Here is a 19,658-nt window from a genome sequence, read left to right as displayed (position 1 = left end):
ATCAGATAATTACATCTAAAACAGCAGTATATTTGCAGTAAAATATAAAATTCTATAATGGCAGTTTTTTTTATACATTTGATAATCCAAAACCTCAATGAATGTCGTTAGATAATAATTTTTTAAAAAGACTTTTATTTTTTCTTACTTTGGCCTCTTTGAAACTTTCATCACAAGACTATTCTTTCTTTCCCGAAAGTATTCGCAATACAGCCGAATATTATAATAAAGGAGAGTATGTAAAAGCGATGGAATATAATAGAGAAGCCCTTAAGAAATATTATAAGGATAATGATAATGATGCCATTGCCAATATATATATCAATATTGGCTTTTTGCTTTTTTCGTATACTGATTATACCAAAAGTCTTGATTATCTTGGAAAGGCTCAAAAAGAAATTGGAAATAATCAGAATAATCCTCTTATTTTAGCAAGATTGTATAATGAATATGCCAAAAACTATGCTCGTTTAGGAATGTTGGACAAATCAAACACAACATATGATATAGCAATTAATTACGCCAATAGAATTCAGAACAAAAAACAAAAAAACTATATTTTGTTTTATGCAAACATATGGAAGCGGCTCAATTTTGTGCATAACTATGACTCTCTTAGGATTATAGAACGTAATGCTCTGAAAGCAATGCCAAGCGGAATTACATACGCTAAAATGGCTGATAAATTTATTGAGGGTAAAACTAATCTAGATTCCGCGAAATATTTTCTGAATAAGGCACTTACAGCACCTGATAAAGACATTAAAGTAGTTAAAGGAATGACCCTATTTGGTTTTGGAAATTTATCATATTCTGAAAAAAATTATTCACAGGCACTTGAGTACTATCAAGAAGCTTTGAAAATGTATGAAACTGCAAATTCAAAAAACCATATCAGAACGACTTATGATTCTATCGCGGGAACTTATAACTTGATGAATAATATTCCGATGACCGATTATTATTTAAAGAAATTCAAGTCTATTAATGCAGACATCAAGAAACAGGAGAAAGAGGCTATCAATATCGTGGTGAATAAAATAGCTCTGGAGGAAGCTGTAGAAAAAAGGAGAGAAAAAAATAAAATGTACTTTATTATTGCTGCTATATGCAGTCTTTCTTTAATTTTGGTGTATCTTATAAAAAGAGCAAACTTTTCCAAACAACTTGAAAAAGACAGACTTTTGGAAGAAGAATATTTAAAGGTAGCTCAACTACAGAGAAAAACAAACGACAATAATTACTTTGATGAGCTTACTCAGCTTGCTAAAAATAATGATACCTTTTTTCTCAACAGATTTAGAGAAGTTTACCCCGATTTTTATGCAAAATTGTTAAAGTACGCTCCCAACCTGAAAGACAATGATATCATATTTTGTGCCTACATACGACTCAATCTTAGCAATAAAGAGATTTCTTCTTTTAAAAAATTGACACTGAGAAGCACAGAAACTACAAAATACCGTCTTAAAAAGAAGCTAAACTTAGACGCTGACACAGACTTGAATAATTGGATAAATACTTTATAATAAAAAAAACAGAGATAGTTAAAACTATCTCTGCGTCCAAAACACAATTCACAATAAAAATCACAAAAGAAAAAAATATTGTAAGATTATACGTAATCTAATTATGTAAAAATTAGAATTATTATTTACTATAAATTCTGATTTCATTACTTACATAATCAATTGTTGTTCTATATTTTTTTAAAAATGAATAACCGATTAAAATATCTATACTACTGTGAGTACTTTCACTTAAAGCATCTAAAGTGTTGTCTTCAAACACAAAAGGTATTTTGGGGTAGCTTACGTTTCCTATGACTGTATTTTCTATAACACCTTTCATCATCTTAGCCTCTCCGCCTACGCCTTGGATTATCTCTTCCTCTAATCTTTTAGAAGACTTGTCCATTTTTTGTGAAATAGCAATATTCGCTAAATTAACAGAAGCTCCAGTATCTAAAGCAGCCTTATAATTCTTTCCCTCAATTTTAACTGAAAATATGGGAAGATGACCTTTCATTTCAAATGGGATTTTCGTTAAAAGATTTCCTAAATATTCTTTTTCATTAATATTCGACGGCTCTATAATTATTTTTTTCTTCTTGTAATCTAAAGTTAATTGGCAATCTTTAAAAATATTGTAACCTATTAATCCTATCGCATTTTTTTCGCTTCCGATATTACCCAGTTCTGTAGTCATCACATCGGTATTTGTAATAGTAAAGCCGTACCAATCTAAAGATTGAATATGCGCAATGCCATTGGTAGTTTTACCCCCTACACCTGAACCTGCCACCACTTTACCTTCCGATAAATATTGTATTTTTTTGTTATCAGAATTTAGAATAAAATCCGGTGCGCCACTATCCAGAATAAAAGTTTCAAATTTTCCGTTGAATTGTGCTTTTACATAAATAATCCCATCTTTTACCTTAAAAGGTATTTCAACTCTTTTAAATGGTTTGTTAACTTTGACTTCTTCAACTTTGGTTGCTCGTGGTTTTAAATCGCCTAAGATATCTAGGTCAATGATTTTTCCTTTCGTATCAAACAGAAAGCTTCTGTCAATAGATGTATCTGCAAATTTATATGAAGTCTTCACCCTCTCATTTTCTCCTTCTGCTACAATCTCTTTAATCGTAAATGATACTGGAGAAGGTAATTTATCTAATACCTGAGGAATAACCATGTCGTTGAATCCTGTGGGCAAAGCTCCAATTTTAACATTAGAATCAATTAAAGGCTTTAGCTCTTCATAATCTTTATTCTTGAATGCCTGAAAAATAGACTCCAAAGCTTTATCATACTTATGATTCTCTTGAGCATGGACTAATAATGCAATACCAAATAACGAAAATGCTGTTAATATTTTTTTTAAGTTCATTTTGCTTGTTTTTTAAATTAATAAATTTTTAAATATTCTTTTTTGCTATTAAAATTTAATCTTAGATACATTACAAATGATTGCAATTGTAGAAAACCTTGATATTATTTGGCTACAAAATTACAACCATTAATATTGAAAAAGTTTACTACAACTCCACAACAAAAAAAACAAAAATCTGATAATCAAGTAAATAAGAATTAAAGACAAGTATATTTGAAGTAAAATCTCATAAAGGAAATGTTTATAATTTTGAATAGCCAAGGCAAAATCTCTTAAATAGAAAAATGATTATTTTCATTCTATTTATAGGGAGGATTTTTTTCTTTGAATTTATAAAAAACAGAGGTAATATACCTCTGCTTCTAAAAACACAATTCACAATAAAAAATCATGAATGAAAAAAAATACAAGAAAATTATAATTCTTTGGATAGTACAATCTGCTAAAATTTGTTTTTACAAATATACTGCGCATTGCTTAAAAAAGCATTACTAAAACTCTACAACAAGCATTCTACAAACTGATATTCAATAAATTAAAAACTCATAAAATATTATTTGTTATGTATAAAGTATAATTGAAGTAGTAATCAACAAAGAATTTTTAGAATAATTAACAAAAGCAACGTATTATCATACAATAAAATATTAATTTAAAATTATCATAGAAAATGCAAAGTCTAAAAAATTTAACGGCAACAATATTTTTACTTTTAACTTTAGTAAGTTGTGCGCATTCTATCAAAAAAGATTCCATCGAGCTCAATAATTATGTAAGTCACATTGTCAAACCCGTAATGGATAAAAACAAAATTCCTGGATTAAGTATTGCTATTACAAAAAATGGGAAATATTCTTTTTTTCCAATTATGGAGTTCTTTCTAAAGACAGTAATCAGGAAATACTAATACAACACTCTTTGAGCTACGCTCAGTGAGTAAAACTTTTACAGCAATCTTAGCAAGTTTATCACAAATAGAAGGTAATCTTAGTCTTCATCAACCCGTAAGTAAATATATGTCTGAATTAAGAGGAACGGCTTTTGACAGCATAAAGCTTTATAATTTAGAAACTCATATCGCCGATGGTTTTACACTGCAGCTTCCAGATGAAATTACAAACTACGATCAATTGATTAGTTATTACAAATCATGGAAACCAAATTATCGTTTTTTGAGATTTATGTGCTTCTATTTATTTATTTTTATAACATCAAACTTCTAAGCTAACAGTAACTGATAAAGTTCAATAACTTCGTTTCAATCTTTAACCTTATAATTGATTTACTAACCTTCAGAAATGTATATTTTTAATTAGAAATAGATTTTAAAATTCTCTAAACCGAATAAAACAGGCTCTGTCGCTTATTTCTCGCTTCTGTAGAAAAGGTTATTTTCTAGATTTACAGTTCCATAAGCCATCTTGTAAGATCCACTTCCGAAGAAAGACCCAATTTTTTCTTTAATCTGTATCTTCTTGTTTCAATCGTTCGAAGGCTAACATTTTCATACTGCATAATTTCTTTATTGGAAAGACTAAGTCGTAGATAAGCGCAGAACTTGATATCTAATTCTGTAAGATTCGGGTGATTGAAGATTAAATTTTCAAAAAAATCTGGATGTACTTCTTTAAATTTTGTAAGGAAAAATGGATCACCATCTTTTACCATCTGTACAAGCTTATCAAAAGAATCATTAACTCTCTTTTTAAGTTTATTCGCTTCAAGAGTTTTTCTTTCGATAGTTTTATTTTTTTCTCCAGAAGCTCTTCTTTTTTCTCCAGAAGATCTTCTTTTGTTTTTTGTCTTTTAAGATATACTTTACGAAGAAGATAAATTCCTAATAAAGATGACATAATGATGAATCCAATAATAATGTATAATTTATTTCTTTTTTTTGCTCTTCCTGTTCCTTTTCCTGGACTATTTTTTTTACAGCATACATTGAAGATTCCTTTTGAATTTTTACCACTTCATCATTTACTTCTTTAAATTTTCTACTATATTCATCAGCTTTTTCTTTATCTTTTAAAAGCAAATAAGTACGTCTGATATTTTTATAACAATCTCTGATGCTTATTTTCCTGCCAATTTTTTGAAAAACTTCCAATGCCTGAAAATAGCAATCTAATGCCTTGGGAAAATCATCGATTAGAGTATAGTAATCTCCAAGAGTAAGAAGTGTTGTTCCTTTTTGAGTTCCTTTTGGAGACAACGAAATGGCTTTATCGAGATTGGATTTTATCGTATCGAAATGACTGTTCATTCCTACATAACGATAAGCAATTAAGGTATACACCATCGGATCATTCGGAAATAGTTTTAAACATTTGTTTTGGGTGACAACAGCAGAATCTATTGCTTTAGTGTATTCAAAATCTGCCCATTTTCCGATGTAAGCTTGATATAAATATTTTTTAACCTTTTCTGAATTTCCAGCTTTTCCAAAATATTGAATCGCTTTATTGTAATTGATATTTGCCTCGCCTTCTATATCAAGATGAGAATAGCTTTTTGCATATTGAAAATATAATCTTCCTTTTAAAACATTATCTTTTATGGAATTAATATATTTTTTTGCTTCATCCAGATTTTCAAGACCCTGTTTGGGTTGATTTAGATTTCGTAATAAATCTGCAAGATTAAGATAAGCTACCGCAATTCCTTTTTTATTTTTTTCATCTTTATATTTTCCCAGACTTTCAATATTGAGATCTATAGCTTCCTGATATTTCGTTTGTTCTGTATAAACCTCTGTCATACCGTCCAGTTCATCTAAAGTTTGTGATCTATACAAAATGGATAAAATGAATGATAAAATAATAAAAGATTTCTTCAACATAATATTTTAGTGTGTAAATCAAAATTAATGAAAAACATTCGTTATAAATAATTTTCAAGTTAAAATATTGATCTGAACAGTACTACAAAATAACTACATTTTACAATTTAACATATTGTTATTTAAGTTTTTATGAATTTTAAAGTAGAATTGCAGTAGTATTTTTATGATGTAGTAGATATAAATTTGCATCAGAATTTCGACGGAAACATAAACAAAAGACTAGTCAGCTTTTTCGAAATCGAAATACGATTCTAAACACACAAGAAAGGATAAGAAAAATGTATTGCAGATGAATTATCCCTCATAATTATCTACGCAAAGAAAAATGAATGAAAACAATTCTAAATTTATAATTAAGACACAAAAAAAACAAAAAATTCACTAAAAATTAAAGGAATGAAAAAAATGTTTGTGACAGCAATCTTATTAATAGGATGTAAAGCCTTCGGACAAGTGGGGATGAATACGCCCAATCCTCGCGGAGCTTTAGACATTAATAAAAATACTACCAATGACATGGGACTGGTACTTCCCACCAATACGGATGTCAGCAATATTACAAATCCGCAAGATCTTACGATAATACCCGGAACTACAATTTATGATAAAACGAAAGATTGTGTAAGGTTTTACAAGAAAACACAGATATGGAGTGACTGTATAAGATTTACACCTACTCCGATCGCTTTGAAAAAGAATGAAGCGTCTACGCTTAAAAACGCAACAAAAAAATGAAATAATGAAAAAAATATTAATTTTAGCTATTATATGTAACATCACTTTATCTTCCGCTCAGATCGGAATCGGAAGAGCAAATCCCAGAGGTGCTCTTGATATTAATAAAGATGATGATACCAACACAATGGGGTTGGTACTTCCCACTAATGCAGATGTAAATAATATTTTAAATCCTTTGGGAGGAAATGTAGTTCCCGGAACAATTATTTACGACAGTACCAACGATTGTGTAAGGCTTTATAAAGGAACCGGAGCATGGAGCAATTGTTTGAGTGATACTATTTGCGACGCAGGAGGCTCTATTGGAGATTTAGATTGTGATAATGTTTCAAATATCGGAATCCTTACCAGTGGGATTGCTGCATCTGGTGTTTCTTCAACATTCTCTTACACGGGAGGAAATGGAGGTGCTCACAACGGGCAAATTGTTCCATCTACAGGTGTTACCGGATTAACGGCAACTTTAGCGCCCGGAAATTTCGAAACTGGAAACGGAACTCTTGAATATATAATTTCAGGAACGCCATCATCTACCGGAACAGCAACTTTTGCCATTGAAATTGCCGGAAAAATATGTTCTTTAACAAGAAATGTTATTGCTCCTGTTGGAACTATTAATGATTTGAAATGTGCATCAGCAACACATAATGGTTCATTAGTAAGTAACTCTGCTGCAAATAATGTAAGTTCAGATATATCCTATGAGGGAGGAAACGGAGGAACTCACAATGGACAAACTGTAACTTCAACAGGTGTTTTAGGTCTTACCGCTACTTTGGCACCAGGAAACTTTGCTGTAGGAAGTGGAACGCTTAATTATAAAATCACAGGAACCCCAACTTCTTCTGGAACTGCTAGTTTTGTACTAAATATTGGTGGAAAATCCTGCACTATTACAAGAAATGTAACTTCAGGAAATCCTCCTTTACCCGATTTGACTGCAAATTGTACAGGTTGGAGAGTTCATTCTAACTCAGGAACAGTGAATGGGACAGTGAAAGGAGTGCCTCTTTCTGCTACGGTTACTCTAAACAATGCACATCCTAGTTCTGCTAATTTTACCTCAGACTCACCATATTATTCATGTTCTACTGGATATCAGTCTTATTTCTTTACGGAAACTTCAGCATTAAGTAGTACTATTAGAATAAAGTTCAATAAAAACGTGAGTAATATAAAATTATACTTATTTGATCATATGTCCGTAAAAGCAAACAATAAAGTAACATTGAAAAGAAATGGAGCGATAGTAACTCCAACTTTTACAAAAACGTCGGCTTTCTGCAGTCAGTATTTTAGTGTGTCTCAAGGTAACATTAAATTAACGAAAGAGTATGACGGAAGTGGAAATGGCTTTTCTGGAGCAATAAATATAGGAGGTATATGGTTTGATGAAATTGAAGTGGTTGCAAGTATTCCTTCATTTTCAGATGTGAACGGTTATTTTGCTATCTGTGTAGGAGATGTACAATAAAAAATACTTGATTTTTAATGCTTAGTGTTTTAAGCCAAAGGTTTATTGTATTTTATCTTTGGCTTTTATAATTGAAATTGTATTTCTATATTCGTCAAAAAAGCAATTCTAATTTCAAAAATGTCATCATTAATAATTTTTTATTATTCAGTTTCATTTACGCATATTTTTAAAGTAGAAATGTAGTAAGTTTTTTTTCGATATTAGATATAAATTTATCTAGCAATGGAAAGAACTTGAAAAACGAAATTATGAACTTCGATACTCAAATTATGGTTTCAGACTTGTTCGCGGAGAAAATAAGATTGTTGTAGAAGAAAACGATCACCCCGTGGTAATGAAGTTATTCAGCAATAGGCATAAAAATACCAGTCCGATTTATTTTTTACAGATTAAAAACTGTTTTTTCATCAGTTTTTAGTGTTTGTGTTTTCATCCGCTCTGTGTGTTGCAGAGCGGATTTTACTACTAAAATAAAGACATTGAAAAATTTTTATTTCATCACATCTCTATATTATCTCTTTATTCCGTAATTTCAGGCACTATTAAATAATTATATGAATGACCTGTTTCCATAACAGTTTTCATAGCTTGATTTTGTTCGTTTAACGCTTCTTCAAAAGTCATAATAGTTATTTTCATCGTTTTTTGAGACTATTAATTAGCAACCCAATAAAATTATCTATTTTTAATTTAACCGAGTAAGTGTTACAAGATAATTTAAATTTGTATCTCCATTATTTGTAATTTGAACGGAGCCCGGAATTACTGTCAAAGTATGATTAAATGCTATTCCAGATCCGCCAGCTGAACAATTTGCTTTGCCTGTCCATGTAGTGGAAATAACATCTCTACTTATCTGATTAAATGTTGGAGATTTCTGTGTGGTTCCGCCAGTTAAAATACCACCTAAGCCATTTATCGACTGAAAATTATTCAAGGTCTGTGTATATATATAATATTCAGCCAAACCAATATTTCCACAGCCATCCTGCACTTTAACTACAGCTCTATAAATTGAACCATTAGGCAGACCATTTATAAGTGTCGCTGTACTTCCTGAAGTTATTTGACCAGAATCATTTGAAACAAGTTGCCCAAAAGTATTGGATGTTGATATTTTCACTAATACTCCAGACGGATCAGAATAGATAGGATATATTATTGTTGAACCTCCTGCAATATCAGTGGTTCGAACTCTAACTTTTCCAGCAACATCTAAGGTTTCGGTAGGAGCATTGTTTGCAATCCCTACATTCCCATTAGTTAAATCAATAGCGAATTCTGAACCACCTACAGTTCTTGAAATCAAAAAGATACCATTATTACTATTGAAATTTGGATTAATTCCCATTACAGCCTGTTTAACTCCTGTAGTACCACTTGTTCTTAAGATAGATAGAATTGAACTGTTTGTAATTGGATTTTCTACCAATAGTCCAGTATTTGTTGCTTCACCACTTCCAATACCTGTCGCAGAACCTCTATTTTGTATATGAAGATTCGATGTTGGATTTATTTTTCCAATTCCGACTTTTCCATCTGCAGTTACATTGAAGTCATTAGCTTGTTGAGATTCATTGGGCAGTCCTATTTGAGGATTGTCCTTTGCTCCATCGACATGAAAAGAACCTTGAGGATTTGCTGTATTTATACCTACTTGGGCAAGGTAAAAGTTTGAAACAATTACCATTAGAAATAAATTTATTTTTTTCATTGTTTTATTCTTAGTGTGTTAGCTATTTTTAATCAATAAACCGATCTTGTTAAAGATAATTTTATCACTATAAAAATTTTTGCAAAGTTAAAAGATTCTTTTAGTTTAATTAATACTGCATTTATACTTAATACAAGTATATTATTGATTTACAACCATATAAAATAATAATAAATTTACAATTTTTCTTCAAAATACAAATAAATATATATAAGTATTAAGTATAAATATCATTTAGGATAATCGGATGCAAATTTTTTAGTATTATTTTTTGAGATTTTTAGAGCAAATCTTTATAACTTAGCATCATGACTTACTACATTCATGTCAAGTTTATTTTAAGTCAAACCTCTCGCCCTTGAGAGGTTATTTTTTTTACAATAATTTTTTTAAACAATGAAAAATTTATCAATTATTGATAATTCTACTTTTTGTTTGTCAAAAATAGACTATCTCTGAAATGCCATTTACTTATTTCCAGTGCTATTTTTTTATAAATTAGAACCCAATCTGTTTAATTGAGTAAAAATGCAGTAATAGTTATAATCAAAAATGAACTTAAATTTGACTCGAGGATTTTTTTTCATTCCTTAGTGTTTGGGGGCTTATGTTTTTTATAAGCCCTTTTTATATTTTTAAGGAATAAAGGGTAGTAAAATATCACCGTAAAGTTTTAATGATCACGAGCAAAAGTCACTTTTTGGAAAAATCTTAATTTGTCGGCAATTTATCCTGATAAATATGGATGGATAGAATATTTTAATCGTTTTTTGAGATTTTAATATAAATATTAAGTTTTAATTAGACGGTATATATTATAATATGGAATTCTCATTAGGTTAGAATTATTTCTTTATAAATTTCTCGCTTCCTGAAGCTTTTGCAGTTTTTAATTTTATATAATAAATACCTTTATTTAATTGACTTACATCAACCGAAGTTTTTCCTAAAGATAAACTGCCTGTTTTTATAAGCTGACCCGCTGAAGAGTAAATTTCAAAAGATTGGACTGCTTCTTTGCTATTGATCTTTAAAATATCATGCACAGGATTAGGATATATACTGATTGATGTTTCGGATGATATTTCTTCAAGCCCAAGTTGGCCGCAGGCAGACTTTGCAAGTTTGGAAATAAAAAATTGTGATTTCCCGCTGTTTCCTGCTGCAGTTAGTGTATTTACACCATCGGAGGGATTTGTAAACAACTGGCTGTGGAAAAGACCGCCTACTACATAATTACCGTCATTATCTACGGCAATTGAAGAAAGCTCATCCTGAAAACCAAAGTTGCTCTGTATTTCATTTGTCCCTATAACATCACCGGTATCTTTATTCAATCTTACTAATAAAGGATCTGCCAGGTCATTTTGTGCTCTGGTCATTTGAAATGTCCCCCACTTGTCACCGATTGCCCCTTTGATAAATGCCAGTTCGTTACCGTTAAGTACCAAAGATCCTCTCATAAAACGATATCCCATGGGTGCTGTAGCTGTTAAACCTTCATGAATCTTTGACCATTGAACTTCACCAGAAGAATTCATTTTTAAGACAAAAGGATTGTAACCACTATTGAAAGGTACAGGAAAACTATAGTTTCCAAACGTAGCTGCGGCTGTAGGAGTAACTCCTCTGTAATAGTATCCTGAAAGATAGAGATTGGAATCGTTGTCTTTTACAAGCCCGAATATTTTATCGTCCTGAGAGGTGGTACTGGGCGCGCTAAATTCTTTTCTCCAGATTTCATTTCCGTTAGCAACATTAATCGCCAGCATAAATCCGTCATTACTTACCGGAATATTGTTATATGAAAAGGGGAACGGGCTCCCGAAACTTGAACTTCTGGATCCTGCAATATAATATCTGTTTAGGGTTTCATCATACAGCATGTTTATTTTTCCTCCGCCAACTGCTGATGCCAAAGTACCTGAAATGGGAAGTAATACCGGGTTGGGTGCCGGAGTCATATTTCCATTATTGTAATTGAATTTTATAAGATAATACTGAAATGTATCGGTAAAGGAGGATGGCACTGTAATTAATCCATCAAGATGTGTTCCAGACGCAAAGCCCAAAACTGCGTGAATATTTTTTGCACTGTCCATACACCATACACCGTTATCAGCATATCTTACCGCATAGCTTACATTGCCCTGTAAAGGCTTTTGCCATACTAAGGATCCATTAGAAGTATTATATTTTAAAAGAAAAGCGGTATTGATACCTGGATGTGATTCTGGGCTGTTGTAAGCAACATTCACCACCGGAAGAGCAACATTCGTGTCAAAATGAGTCGCAGTATAATTAGAAGGCGCATTAACGTTGGCTTGATTTACCACATTAGCCATAATATAAAGTCCTCCGTTATTATCGGTCTCCAGTTTCCAGGCATTTTCTCCATCTCCATAGCCGCCAATTGTCTGGCTCCAGCGGATATTACCCTGACAGTCCGTTGAAAATAGAAGCAAATCTCTGGAACCGTAATGCATTACCGGTTGGCCGTCCAATTGGGGATTACCCTGAAATACAGTAGAAAGATAATAATAATTGTTTTGGTTATCCACAGCCACACTTCGAATCATCTCATCGGTAACCTCATTGAACCCAACGCCGCTCGAGCCGTTGTTTCCGCCGCCTTGTTTAGCCCATTGCCACTGATAAGTTTGAGAAAATGTAGAAATGGGAATTAATAAGAATAAGAGTTTAATGCTAAATTTAGAAATCATAGTGGTTTAGTTTTATTCAAATATCTGCTAAAAATATTAATTTTTTGCGTAAATCAATAAAAATACAACCATTACTACACAATTTAATTTCTAAAAGAGTAAAAGTGCCATTTTAAATCATAAATAGAATTTTTTTACTATAAAGTTCTATTTAATCTTTTTTGAAGATATGTGGTGAGTTATATTCCAATTTAACATCCTGGATTAATCACAGAATCTTCCTAATATGATTCCTACGTTTCTTTTCTATAAAGAAAACTTCAACTGTTCCAAAAATCAATCCTATGCGTAGTATCTTTATTATTAGGGATGGCTCCTAAGAAAAATATTTGTAGGGCCATGTGATGAAAGATTTTGATTATGCTATTGGAACATCGTTTTATAAGATTGTATTTTACCAAATTCTAATTTACGTTTTTCATTTTACTTTGGTGACAATATTAACCTAATGATTAGTGAAGAGAATGCGATCAAAACTCAAAGAATTAAAACAGGCATCCAAAATACGAAGCAAACTTCTGAAAGTTTGATAGCAATTTGAGAATAATTATCTTGTGAAACAAATATCCCAGCTCCAAAAATGAGCATTAAGAGCCATGCAAGTATTAGAATAAGCCCACTTATAAACAATTTTTTAATACATACTTTTTATTTTTCAGTGTAAAATTATTAGAAATCAATATTCTCAGAATTACTATTTCCCATTGTCTCGTTTTTTAAAACATTCCAAAGAAATGCTGTATTTAGTATTTAACGAAAGTAAACTATTGAGAATATTTTTTATCAAAGCGACCATCTGTGACATTAATTATTTTTCCATTTAAATTTTCTGCTTTGAAACTGAACGTACCTGAAACAACTTGTTTGAAGAAATCAAAATTTGTAATAGTAATGGAACCGCCGGTCGACGGAGTTATGTCATATTTAATGTAATTCGAAGTCGTGTAGTATCCTTCAAAATTTGGTAAAGGGGAGATTGAGTATGTTTTAGGTGATATATGTTGGACATCATTAACATACAGCTTTATTAAAGAAGTTTCATTGTTATACTCGCGAAGTGTTATTTCTAAATTGAACTTATTACCAGTATTGGAATAATAAGTACTATTACCACCTGGTGTAGAACTGGGTGCCTCGATTTTTGCCACCCAAACTTTTCCATCGACAATTGCTCCGCCAGTATTTTTTCCGGACTGAGTTACTTCGGGTAAAATATTGGTTTCTTGATCCTTATCTTTACAGCTTGATATTAGGACAATTGTAATCAACATTGTAAGTATTTTTTTCATAAATTTTTTTTATTTTATATTCAACACATTCAAATATAGTTTTTGAAATTTTAAAATTTTATTTTATTATAAAAAAATGTATAAGAATAAAAGATAATTATTCTAGGCAATATTAATTTGCGGGGTATCGTAAATCACAAAAAAGAAATTTACAAATTAAAATGCTGCTCGTTTTTTAAGATTTTTAGAGCAAATTTTTATAACTTAGCATCATGACTTACTACATTCATGTCAAGATTATTTTAAGTCAAACCTCTCGCCCCTGAGAGGTTATTTTTTTACAATGTAATGAAATATCTCCCAACCATTCTCCGATTAATTGTCTATCCGATGGGTTATCAAAATTTAGATTAAGCTGGAGTTGATTATTTAATTGAGAGTAACTCCACGTTGTTTTAGATCTTGCTAAATCAATCAATTGTTTTCTTATTTCATGAATCATGATTTATCATTATTATGAATTCTGTTCCCCCCTTTTCTTTTACCTATTTTTTAGGTTAATGTTAGACTTACCTTCTAGAGTTATTATATCAATAGTATGATTGTGTATTGTTATCATTTGAAAAATTAGTTGTTCTTTTTCTCTGTTGTTTAAAGAAATTTGAAGTTGCAAAATTTAATGTTAATAAATCTTTTATTGAAATTATAATATATTTTTTTTAATGCGTCAAATTTTGTCGTTTTACTAAACTATTTTTGTTATAGACAATAACAATATATTAAATGTTTAAATATTTATAAGATGTTTAATTAAAAAAGTTATTTTTATGTCAAAATTAATAATATAAAACTTAAATCAAGATAAGCATGAAAAAATTCTACATGAGTGCATTTTCGTTGTGCACATTCTTGAGTATTCCGGGTCAAGAAGTCCTCTGGCAGAAAGATATCAAGTCCTCGACGCAGGATTTTCTTTCCCAAATTACAACTACGATCGATGGGCAATATCTCATTTTAGGAAGCTCGATTCAATCAAAAAAAATATCTACGGAAAATAAGCAAAATAACGGCTACGACTATCATTTGGTTAAATTAAATCAGCAAGGGGAAGAAGTCTGGGAAAAATATTTCTCAGGTCAAAACCATGATTTTCTTTCCGGAGCAGTCGCTACGCAAGAGGGCGGTTTTGCCCTTGTTGGCACCACTTATTCCGGAAAATCTTTGGATAAAAAAGAAGACTCCAAAGGAGGATCCGACATCTGGCTGATCAGGATCAATGAATTTGGTGACGAATTGTGGCAGAAAACCATCGGAGGAACCTCAGACGAAGAGGCGAGGTCTGTTATTCAAACTACAGATTTAGGCTTTTTTGTTGCTGGGAACGTTCAGAACTCTTTAAAAGGTTATGGATCAAAAGATGTTCTAATTGTCAGGCTTGACAAAAACGGGAAAGAATTATCACAGCTTGTTTTAGGCGGTAAAGGTTTGGATGAAGTTGAGAAAATGATTCCAACGAAAGACGGTGGGGCTTTATTAGGAGCTTATTCAAGAAGTAATCAAGGAGGATCAAAGAAAACAGAAAACTTTGGTGAAGGCGATTATTGGACTATTAAACTTTCAAAAGACGGAAAGGTTGAATGGGAAAAGAGCTTTGGAGGAAAAGGAGATGATCATTTAAGAACACTTTCTTTAACATCAATAGGATACTTGATTGGCGGAGAATCAAGATCTGAGAGATCAGGAAATAAATCGGTTGGCATCGAAGAGGGAACAGATTTATGGCTCATTTCTTTAAACGAAAGAGGTGAAGAAATTTGGCAAAAATCCTACAATTTCAAAAACAGAGATGTTTTAATGGGAATGAGTGTTTTACATTCTTCAGATGATAAATCTTCAAAGGGGATTTTACTTGGAGGCTACACGCAAGCTGAAGGAAGAATTGAGAATGATGATGAAACTTTCTGGATGCTTTATTTAGATTACAATGGAAATGAGCAGTGGAGAAAACATGTAAAAGGAGAATCGAGAAAAAGAGAAGAGAGATTATCTGATATTAAATTAAACAGAGACGGATCGATTGTTTTAGCTGGAACAAGTGCAGAAGAACTTGGCAAAGAAAACTGGAAAATTATAAAGCTGGGAGATAAACAGATCGATCAATTGATCGAAAAACAGGATATTAAGATTTATCCAAATCCTGTTTCAGATTATGCGTACGTGGAAATAGGATTTGATTTCAAGGAAGCTGATATTGTGATGTATGATATGGGAGGAAGACAATTACAAAGCCTAAAAACTAAGAACAAAGTGACAAAAATAAATACTCAAAATTTGATTCAGGGTGCTTATCTCATCACGATTAAGACGGATACGAATAAAACTGCTAATGCTAAACTAATAAAAAAATGATATTAAAAAATAAAAAATTATTTACAATTTCTTTGTTTTTATTCACTATAACGACATTTGGGCAGACGCATATGACTACTCCGAATGCTGAAATAAAATCTCCTCAATCATATGCTTTTGAAAAATATGGAAATGTACCTGTCAATTTATATACCGGTGCAATCGATTTACAAATATCAATCACATCGCTTGATATTGCTGGCTCAGCTATTCCAATAACTTTAAATTATGATTCTTCAGGTTTCATTCCACATAAAAAATCCGATGCGGCTGGAATGGGTTGGTCTATGCTTGCAGGTGGAAGGATTTCACGAACTGTAAATGGAACTGCTGATGAATATGTTGGAACTAATTTACAAGACGCTTATCAGCTTAATCCTTATGGTGAAGCAGTTGACCTGCACGGGTTTTTAAAAGGGGTAAAATCAAATCCAACTACAACAAATGTTCAGGCATACAATTTAAATGGGGGAACGGGCAGTACAGATGGAACCTCTTGGTGGCTGGGAACCTATCCAAATGAATATGAAGGAGAGCCTGATGAATTTAGGTTTACCGCTTTGGGTCTTACCGGAAAGTTTATGGTAGGTAATGATGGTAATGTGCTTGTGGAGTCTAATGACCCTAATATCAAAGTAGATTTATCCGGAATGGCTTTATATGGCGGAAAAAATTTCTGTGTCCCTCCTGCATCATCTACAATTACCATAACTGATGGACAGGGGACTAAGTATATTTTTGGTGGAGATCTTTCTAAGTATGAAATATCATATTCTTACTCGGTACTTCCCGAATATCCCAACGATTATTTTAGTGGACATCCTGTTATTAGTTCCTTTAGTTTGTCTAAAGTTATTTTTACTAATGGAAAAGAAATCACTTTTAATTATCAGCAAGGAACATTGTTTGACGATACTTTTTGTCATCTCAATAATTGGGATAATCTACGTGCCAATAGCAAAATATTATCTATGGATAGCTTCAGTCAGGATGGTGGTAGAAGTGATTCATATCAACAATGTTATGCTCCTCCTGTTCAAAGCTGCTTTAGTTCCATTTCAGGACAAAATCTACTTAAAGATACATTCGTTATGTTGAAAAAGTCAGTTTTAACATCAATTAAATATTTGGATGATGAGATTAAGATCAACTATATTGATACAGGATATCCCATTAAACATTTTACATTAAGCCCATTTTCCGCGAATAAAGTTTTTAATGAATGGGTAATTGATAATGTAGAAACTTATCATAAAACAAACTTGATAAAGAAATCTCAATTATCCTATGATCATTTGGGAGGTGAATTTAAAAGACCTTTTTTAAAATCAGTTACAGATATATCCAGTAATCAGACTTATTCTTTTGAATATTATAAAACAGGTATATTACCCGCATATTACACAAAAGGTATTGACCATTGGGGGTACTGGAACAGTAAAGATTCTAACACACAACTTGCTCCCCTAGATACTTACGACCCAGCAACAGGTGACTATACTTTAAATAATACATTTCGTGACGCTGAACCACAAAATTATGATGTAGCCCTATTAAAGAAAATTATTTATCCAACTAAAGGATCCAGTGTTTTTGAGTATGAACCGCAATATTATGGGAAAAGAGTTGATAGAATTTCTTCCAGTGCTTTTTTACCAACTTTGACAAATAACGGAGGGTTAGCCGGTGGAGCGAGAATAAGAAAAATCTTTAGTTTAAACGAAAATGGGGTAGCTAGTACAAAAGAGTATAAATATACCACCAGCCTTACGAACTCTTCCAGTTCTGGTATCTTGATGAGCTGGCCAAGGTATTTCTATGGTATTACAATAGACAATTCAGCTGCTCCAGCTCCTTTTATAAATTCATTTATTCTAAAAACAAGCTCAAATGTGCAGAAAAACAGTCTTGACAGTTATAATATAGGGTATTCAAAGGTATTTGAAATTGAAAATAATAAAGGATATACAGAGCATAATTTTACAACTTATGAGACTCATCCCGATATTTTTAACCCTGGTGAACCTAATATAAGAGCTTATAATTCCTCTATAGACTCATATACTATCCTTACACCTCCCAATCTTTTTCAGAATTGGCTAAATCTATATAGTATAGATAAAAGTGTTTTAAGAGGAAGACCAATAAGTGATAAATTTTTTTCTCAGACAGATTTTGTAAATCCAATAAAAACAGTTGAATACGAATATTATGATAATATGGATTATAATCCTAATAATTCAAAAGATAATAATAATTATGTAACATTTAATCATATGAGCGCCTTTTGGGTTCAAGGATATAAAAGATTTCTGAATTCCACTCCAACAAAAAAAATAACTACAACAGATTATTATGGCAATACTCAAGTTATAACAAAGTCAGAAAATATATTTGACAGTTCATTAAATCTTAATTTAAGTAAGACAAATAATACTTCATCCGAAAATTCTGTAATTCAAACAAACTATACATACGCTACGGGAAGTAATGCTCTTGTTACTGCAAATTTGGTCGGAATTCCGTTGATTAGAGAAGTTAAAAAAGATGGTAAAACGATTTCTAAAGTGGAGACTAAATATGAAAACTCATCTCCATCCCAACTTCTTCCAAGTTCTGAAATTTCTTATGACGTACAAAACCCTAGCGTTAACTATACTAATGTGATTTATGACAAATACGACGAAAAAGGAAATTTACAGCAATACACAACTCAAAATTCTATTTCTACAACGATTATTTGGGGGTATAATAAAACTAAACCTATTGCAAAAATCGTAGGAGCAAAACTTTCTGATATTCAACAATCATTAATTGATGGTATTGTTAATGCTTCAATAATAGACGATGCCGCAATTCCTAATAATGATGAATCATCATTTCTTGGAATACTAGATAATTTCCGAAATGATACCAGTCTATCTAATTATCAAATCACAACTTATACTTATGACCCTCTAATTGGAGTGAGGAGTATAACCCCTCCTTCCGGAATAAGAGAAAACTATTTGTATGATACAGCTAAACGTTTGAACAAGGTTGTAGATGTAAATGGAAATATATTAAAAGAATACAAGTACAAGAACAATCCTTCTACCATGTACTATAATTCTGAACAGAGCTGGGTATTTAATAATACCAGTTGTGGAAGTAATGCTGTAGGATCTCCCTTTACATATACTGTGCCGGCATACAAATATATGTCAATCATAAGTCAAGTTGATGCTGACCAAAAAGCACAAACAGATATTAATACAAATGGGCAAACTATAGCCAATGCAAATAGTACTTGTACTCCATTTAGTTGCCCAATTAGTTTTAATTCATCAATTGGAATATCAGGAACAGGAAGTGTGGCAGCAGTAAATTCCAATGGGTATTATGTAATTACATTATCATTTACAACTGGACCGAATTCAACTACCTTTCAATGGGATGAGGATCCTGGAGTCAAGATAGCTACTATAAATGGAAGTTGCAGACCAACATATGAGTTAAATTCTTATAATACCAATGGTGATGTATTTTACACTATAAAGCCAAATGGAGATATTTATATACAATCTTTTAATCCATTTCCCAATAATACTCCAAAGACTTACGAATTAGAACTATATTTTAACAATTAAGA

At 31.5% G+C, this 19,658-nt stretch carries 13 protein-coding genes; 7 read left to right on the top strand and 6 right to left on the bottom strand.

From position 1 onward, the window contains the following. Positions 1–101 precede the first annotated feature (101 nt). Positions 102–1,529 carry a hypothetical protein gene (locus ACKX2A_RS17790; RefSeq protein ID WP_415326272.1) on the top strand — a complete coding sequence of 476 codons (1,428 nt, stop codon included), beginning with the start codon at positions 102–104 and terminating at the stop codon, positions 1,527–1,529. Between the two features lie 121 nt (positions 1,530–1,650). Here the strand turns inward: ACKX2A_RS17790 and ACKX2A_RS17785 are convergent, their stop codons facing one another. Further along, positions 1,651–2,892 carry an aspartyl protease family protein gene (locus ACKX2A_RS17785; protein ID WP_415326271.1) on the bottom strand — a complete coding sequence of 414 codons (1,242 nt, stop codon included), beginning with the start codon at positions 2,890–2,892 and terminating at the stop codon, positions 1,651–1,653. Positions 2,893–3,565: 673 nt separating this feature from the next. Here ACKX2A_RS17785 and ACKX2A_RS17780 point away from each other — a divergent pair. Together ACKX2A_RS17780 and ACKX2A_RS17775 are read left to right on the top strand one after the other, a co-directional pair. Beyond that, positions 3,566–3,802: a hypothetical protein gene (locus tag ACKX2A_RS17780; RefSeq protein WP_415326270.1), complete on the top strand. Its 237-nt coding sequence runs from the start codon at positions 3,566–3,568 to the stop codon at positions 3,800–3,802. 25 nt (positions 3,803–3,827) lie between these two features. Then, the gene (locus ACKX2A_RS17775; RefSeq protein WP_415326269.1) at positions 3,828–4,118 is read left to right on the top strand and encodes a serine hydrolase; all 291 of its coding nucleotides are present in this window, start codon (positions 3,828–3,830) and stop codon (positions 4,116–4,118) included. Between the two features lie 178 nt (positions 4,119–4,296). Here ACKX2A_RS17775 and ACKX2A_RS17770 read toward each other — a convergent pair whose 3' ends face one another. After that, entirely contained in the window at positions 4,297–4,563 is a 267-nt protein-coding gene (locus tag ACKX2A_RS17770; RefSeq protein ID WP_415326268.1) for a helix-turn-helix transcriptional regulator, read from the bottom strand. Between the two features lie 169 nt (positions 4,564–4,732). Next, complete coding sequence (locus tag ACKX2A_RS17765) at positions 4,733–5,734, bottom strand: tetratricopeptide repeat protein (RefSeq protein WP_415326267.1); 1,002 nt, start codon at positions 5,732–5,734, stop codon at positions 4,733–4,735. A gap of 399 nt (positions 5,735–6,133) precedes the next feature. Between ACKX2A_RS17765 and ACKX2A_RS17760 the strand changes: the two genes are divergently transcribed. Both ACKX2A_RS17760 and ACKX2A_RS17755 read left to right on the top strand, forming a co-directional pair. Continuing rightward, the gene (locus ACKX2A_RS17760; protein ID WP_415326266.1) at positions 6,134–6,472 is read left to right on the top strand and encodes a hypothetical protein; all 339 of its coding nucleotides are present in this window, start codon (positions 6,134–6,136) and stop codon (positions 6,470–6,472) included. A 4-nt stretch (positions 6,473–6,476) separates the two neighbouring features. Further along, positions 6,477–7,949: a hypothetical protein gene (locus tag ACKX2A_RS17755; protein WP_415326265.1), complete on the top strand. Its 1,473-nt coding sequence runs from the start codon at positions 6,477–6,479 to the stop codon at positions 7,947–7,949. Positions 7,950–8,637: 688 nt separating this feature from the next. On the opposite strand, the gene ACKX2A_RS17750 is transcribed toward ACKX2A_RS17755, so the two are convergent. The 3 genes from ACKX2A_RS17750 to ACKX2A_RS17740 form a co-directional block, all read right to left on the bottom strand. After that, entirely contained in the window at positions 8,638–9,666 is a 1,029-nt protein-coding gene (locus tag ACKX2A_RS17750; RefSeq protein ID WP_415326264.1) for a hypothetical protein, read from the bottom strand. A gap of 845 nt (positions 9,667–10,511) precedes the next feature. Continuing rightward, the gene (locus ACKX2A_RS17745) at positions 10,512–12,389 is read right to left on the bottom strand and encodes a T9SS type A sorting domain-containing protein (protein ID WP_415326263.1); all 1,878 of its coding nucleotides are present in this window, start codon (positions 12,387–12,389) and stop codon (positions 10,512–10,514) included. Between the two features lie 764 nt (positions 12,390–13,153). Next, positions 13,154–13,678 carry a DUF6252 family protein gene (locus ACKX2A_RS17740; protein ID WP_415326262.1) on the bottom strand — a complete coding sequence of 175 codons (525 nt, stop codon included), beginning with the start codon at positions 13,676–13,678 and terminating at the stop codon, positions 13,154–13,156. An 807-nt stretch (positions 13,679–14,485) separates the two neighbouring features. Here ACKX2A_RS17740 and ACKX2A_RS17735 point away from each other — a divergent pair. Together ACKX2A_RS17735 and ACKX2A_RS17730 are read left to right on the top strand one after the other, a co-directional pair. Beyond that, entirely contained in the window at positions 14,486–16,027 is a 1,542-nt protein-coding gene (locus tag ACKX2A_RS17735; RefSeq protein ID WP_415326261.1) for a T9SS type A sorting domain-containing protein, read from the top strand. Next, positions 16,024–19,656: a DUF5977 domain-containing protein gene (locus ACKX2A_RS17730; protein WP_415326260.1), complete on the top strand. Its 3,633-nt coding sequence runs from the start codon at positions 16,024–16,026 to the stop codon at positions 19,654–19,656. Before ACKX2A_RS17735 ends, ACKX2A_RS17730 begins: the two co-directional genes overlap by 4 nt. The last annotated feature ends 2 nt before the right edge of the window (positions 19,657–19,658 follow it).

Source organism: Chryseobacterium sp. MMS23-Vi53 (genome assembly GCF_047651245.1).
Classification (GTDB): Bacteria; Bacteroidota; Bacteroidia; order Flavobacteriales; family Weeksellaceae; genus Chryseobacterium.
Note: the sequence above shows the minus strand (reverse complement) of the source record. Positions and strands in the feature narration are given on the sequence as shown.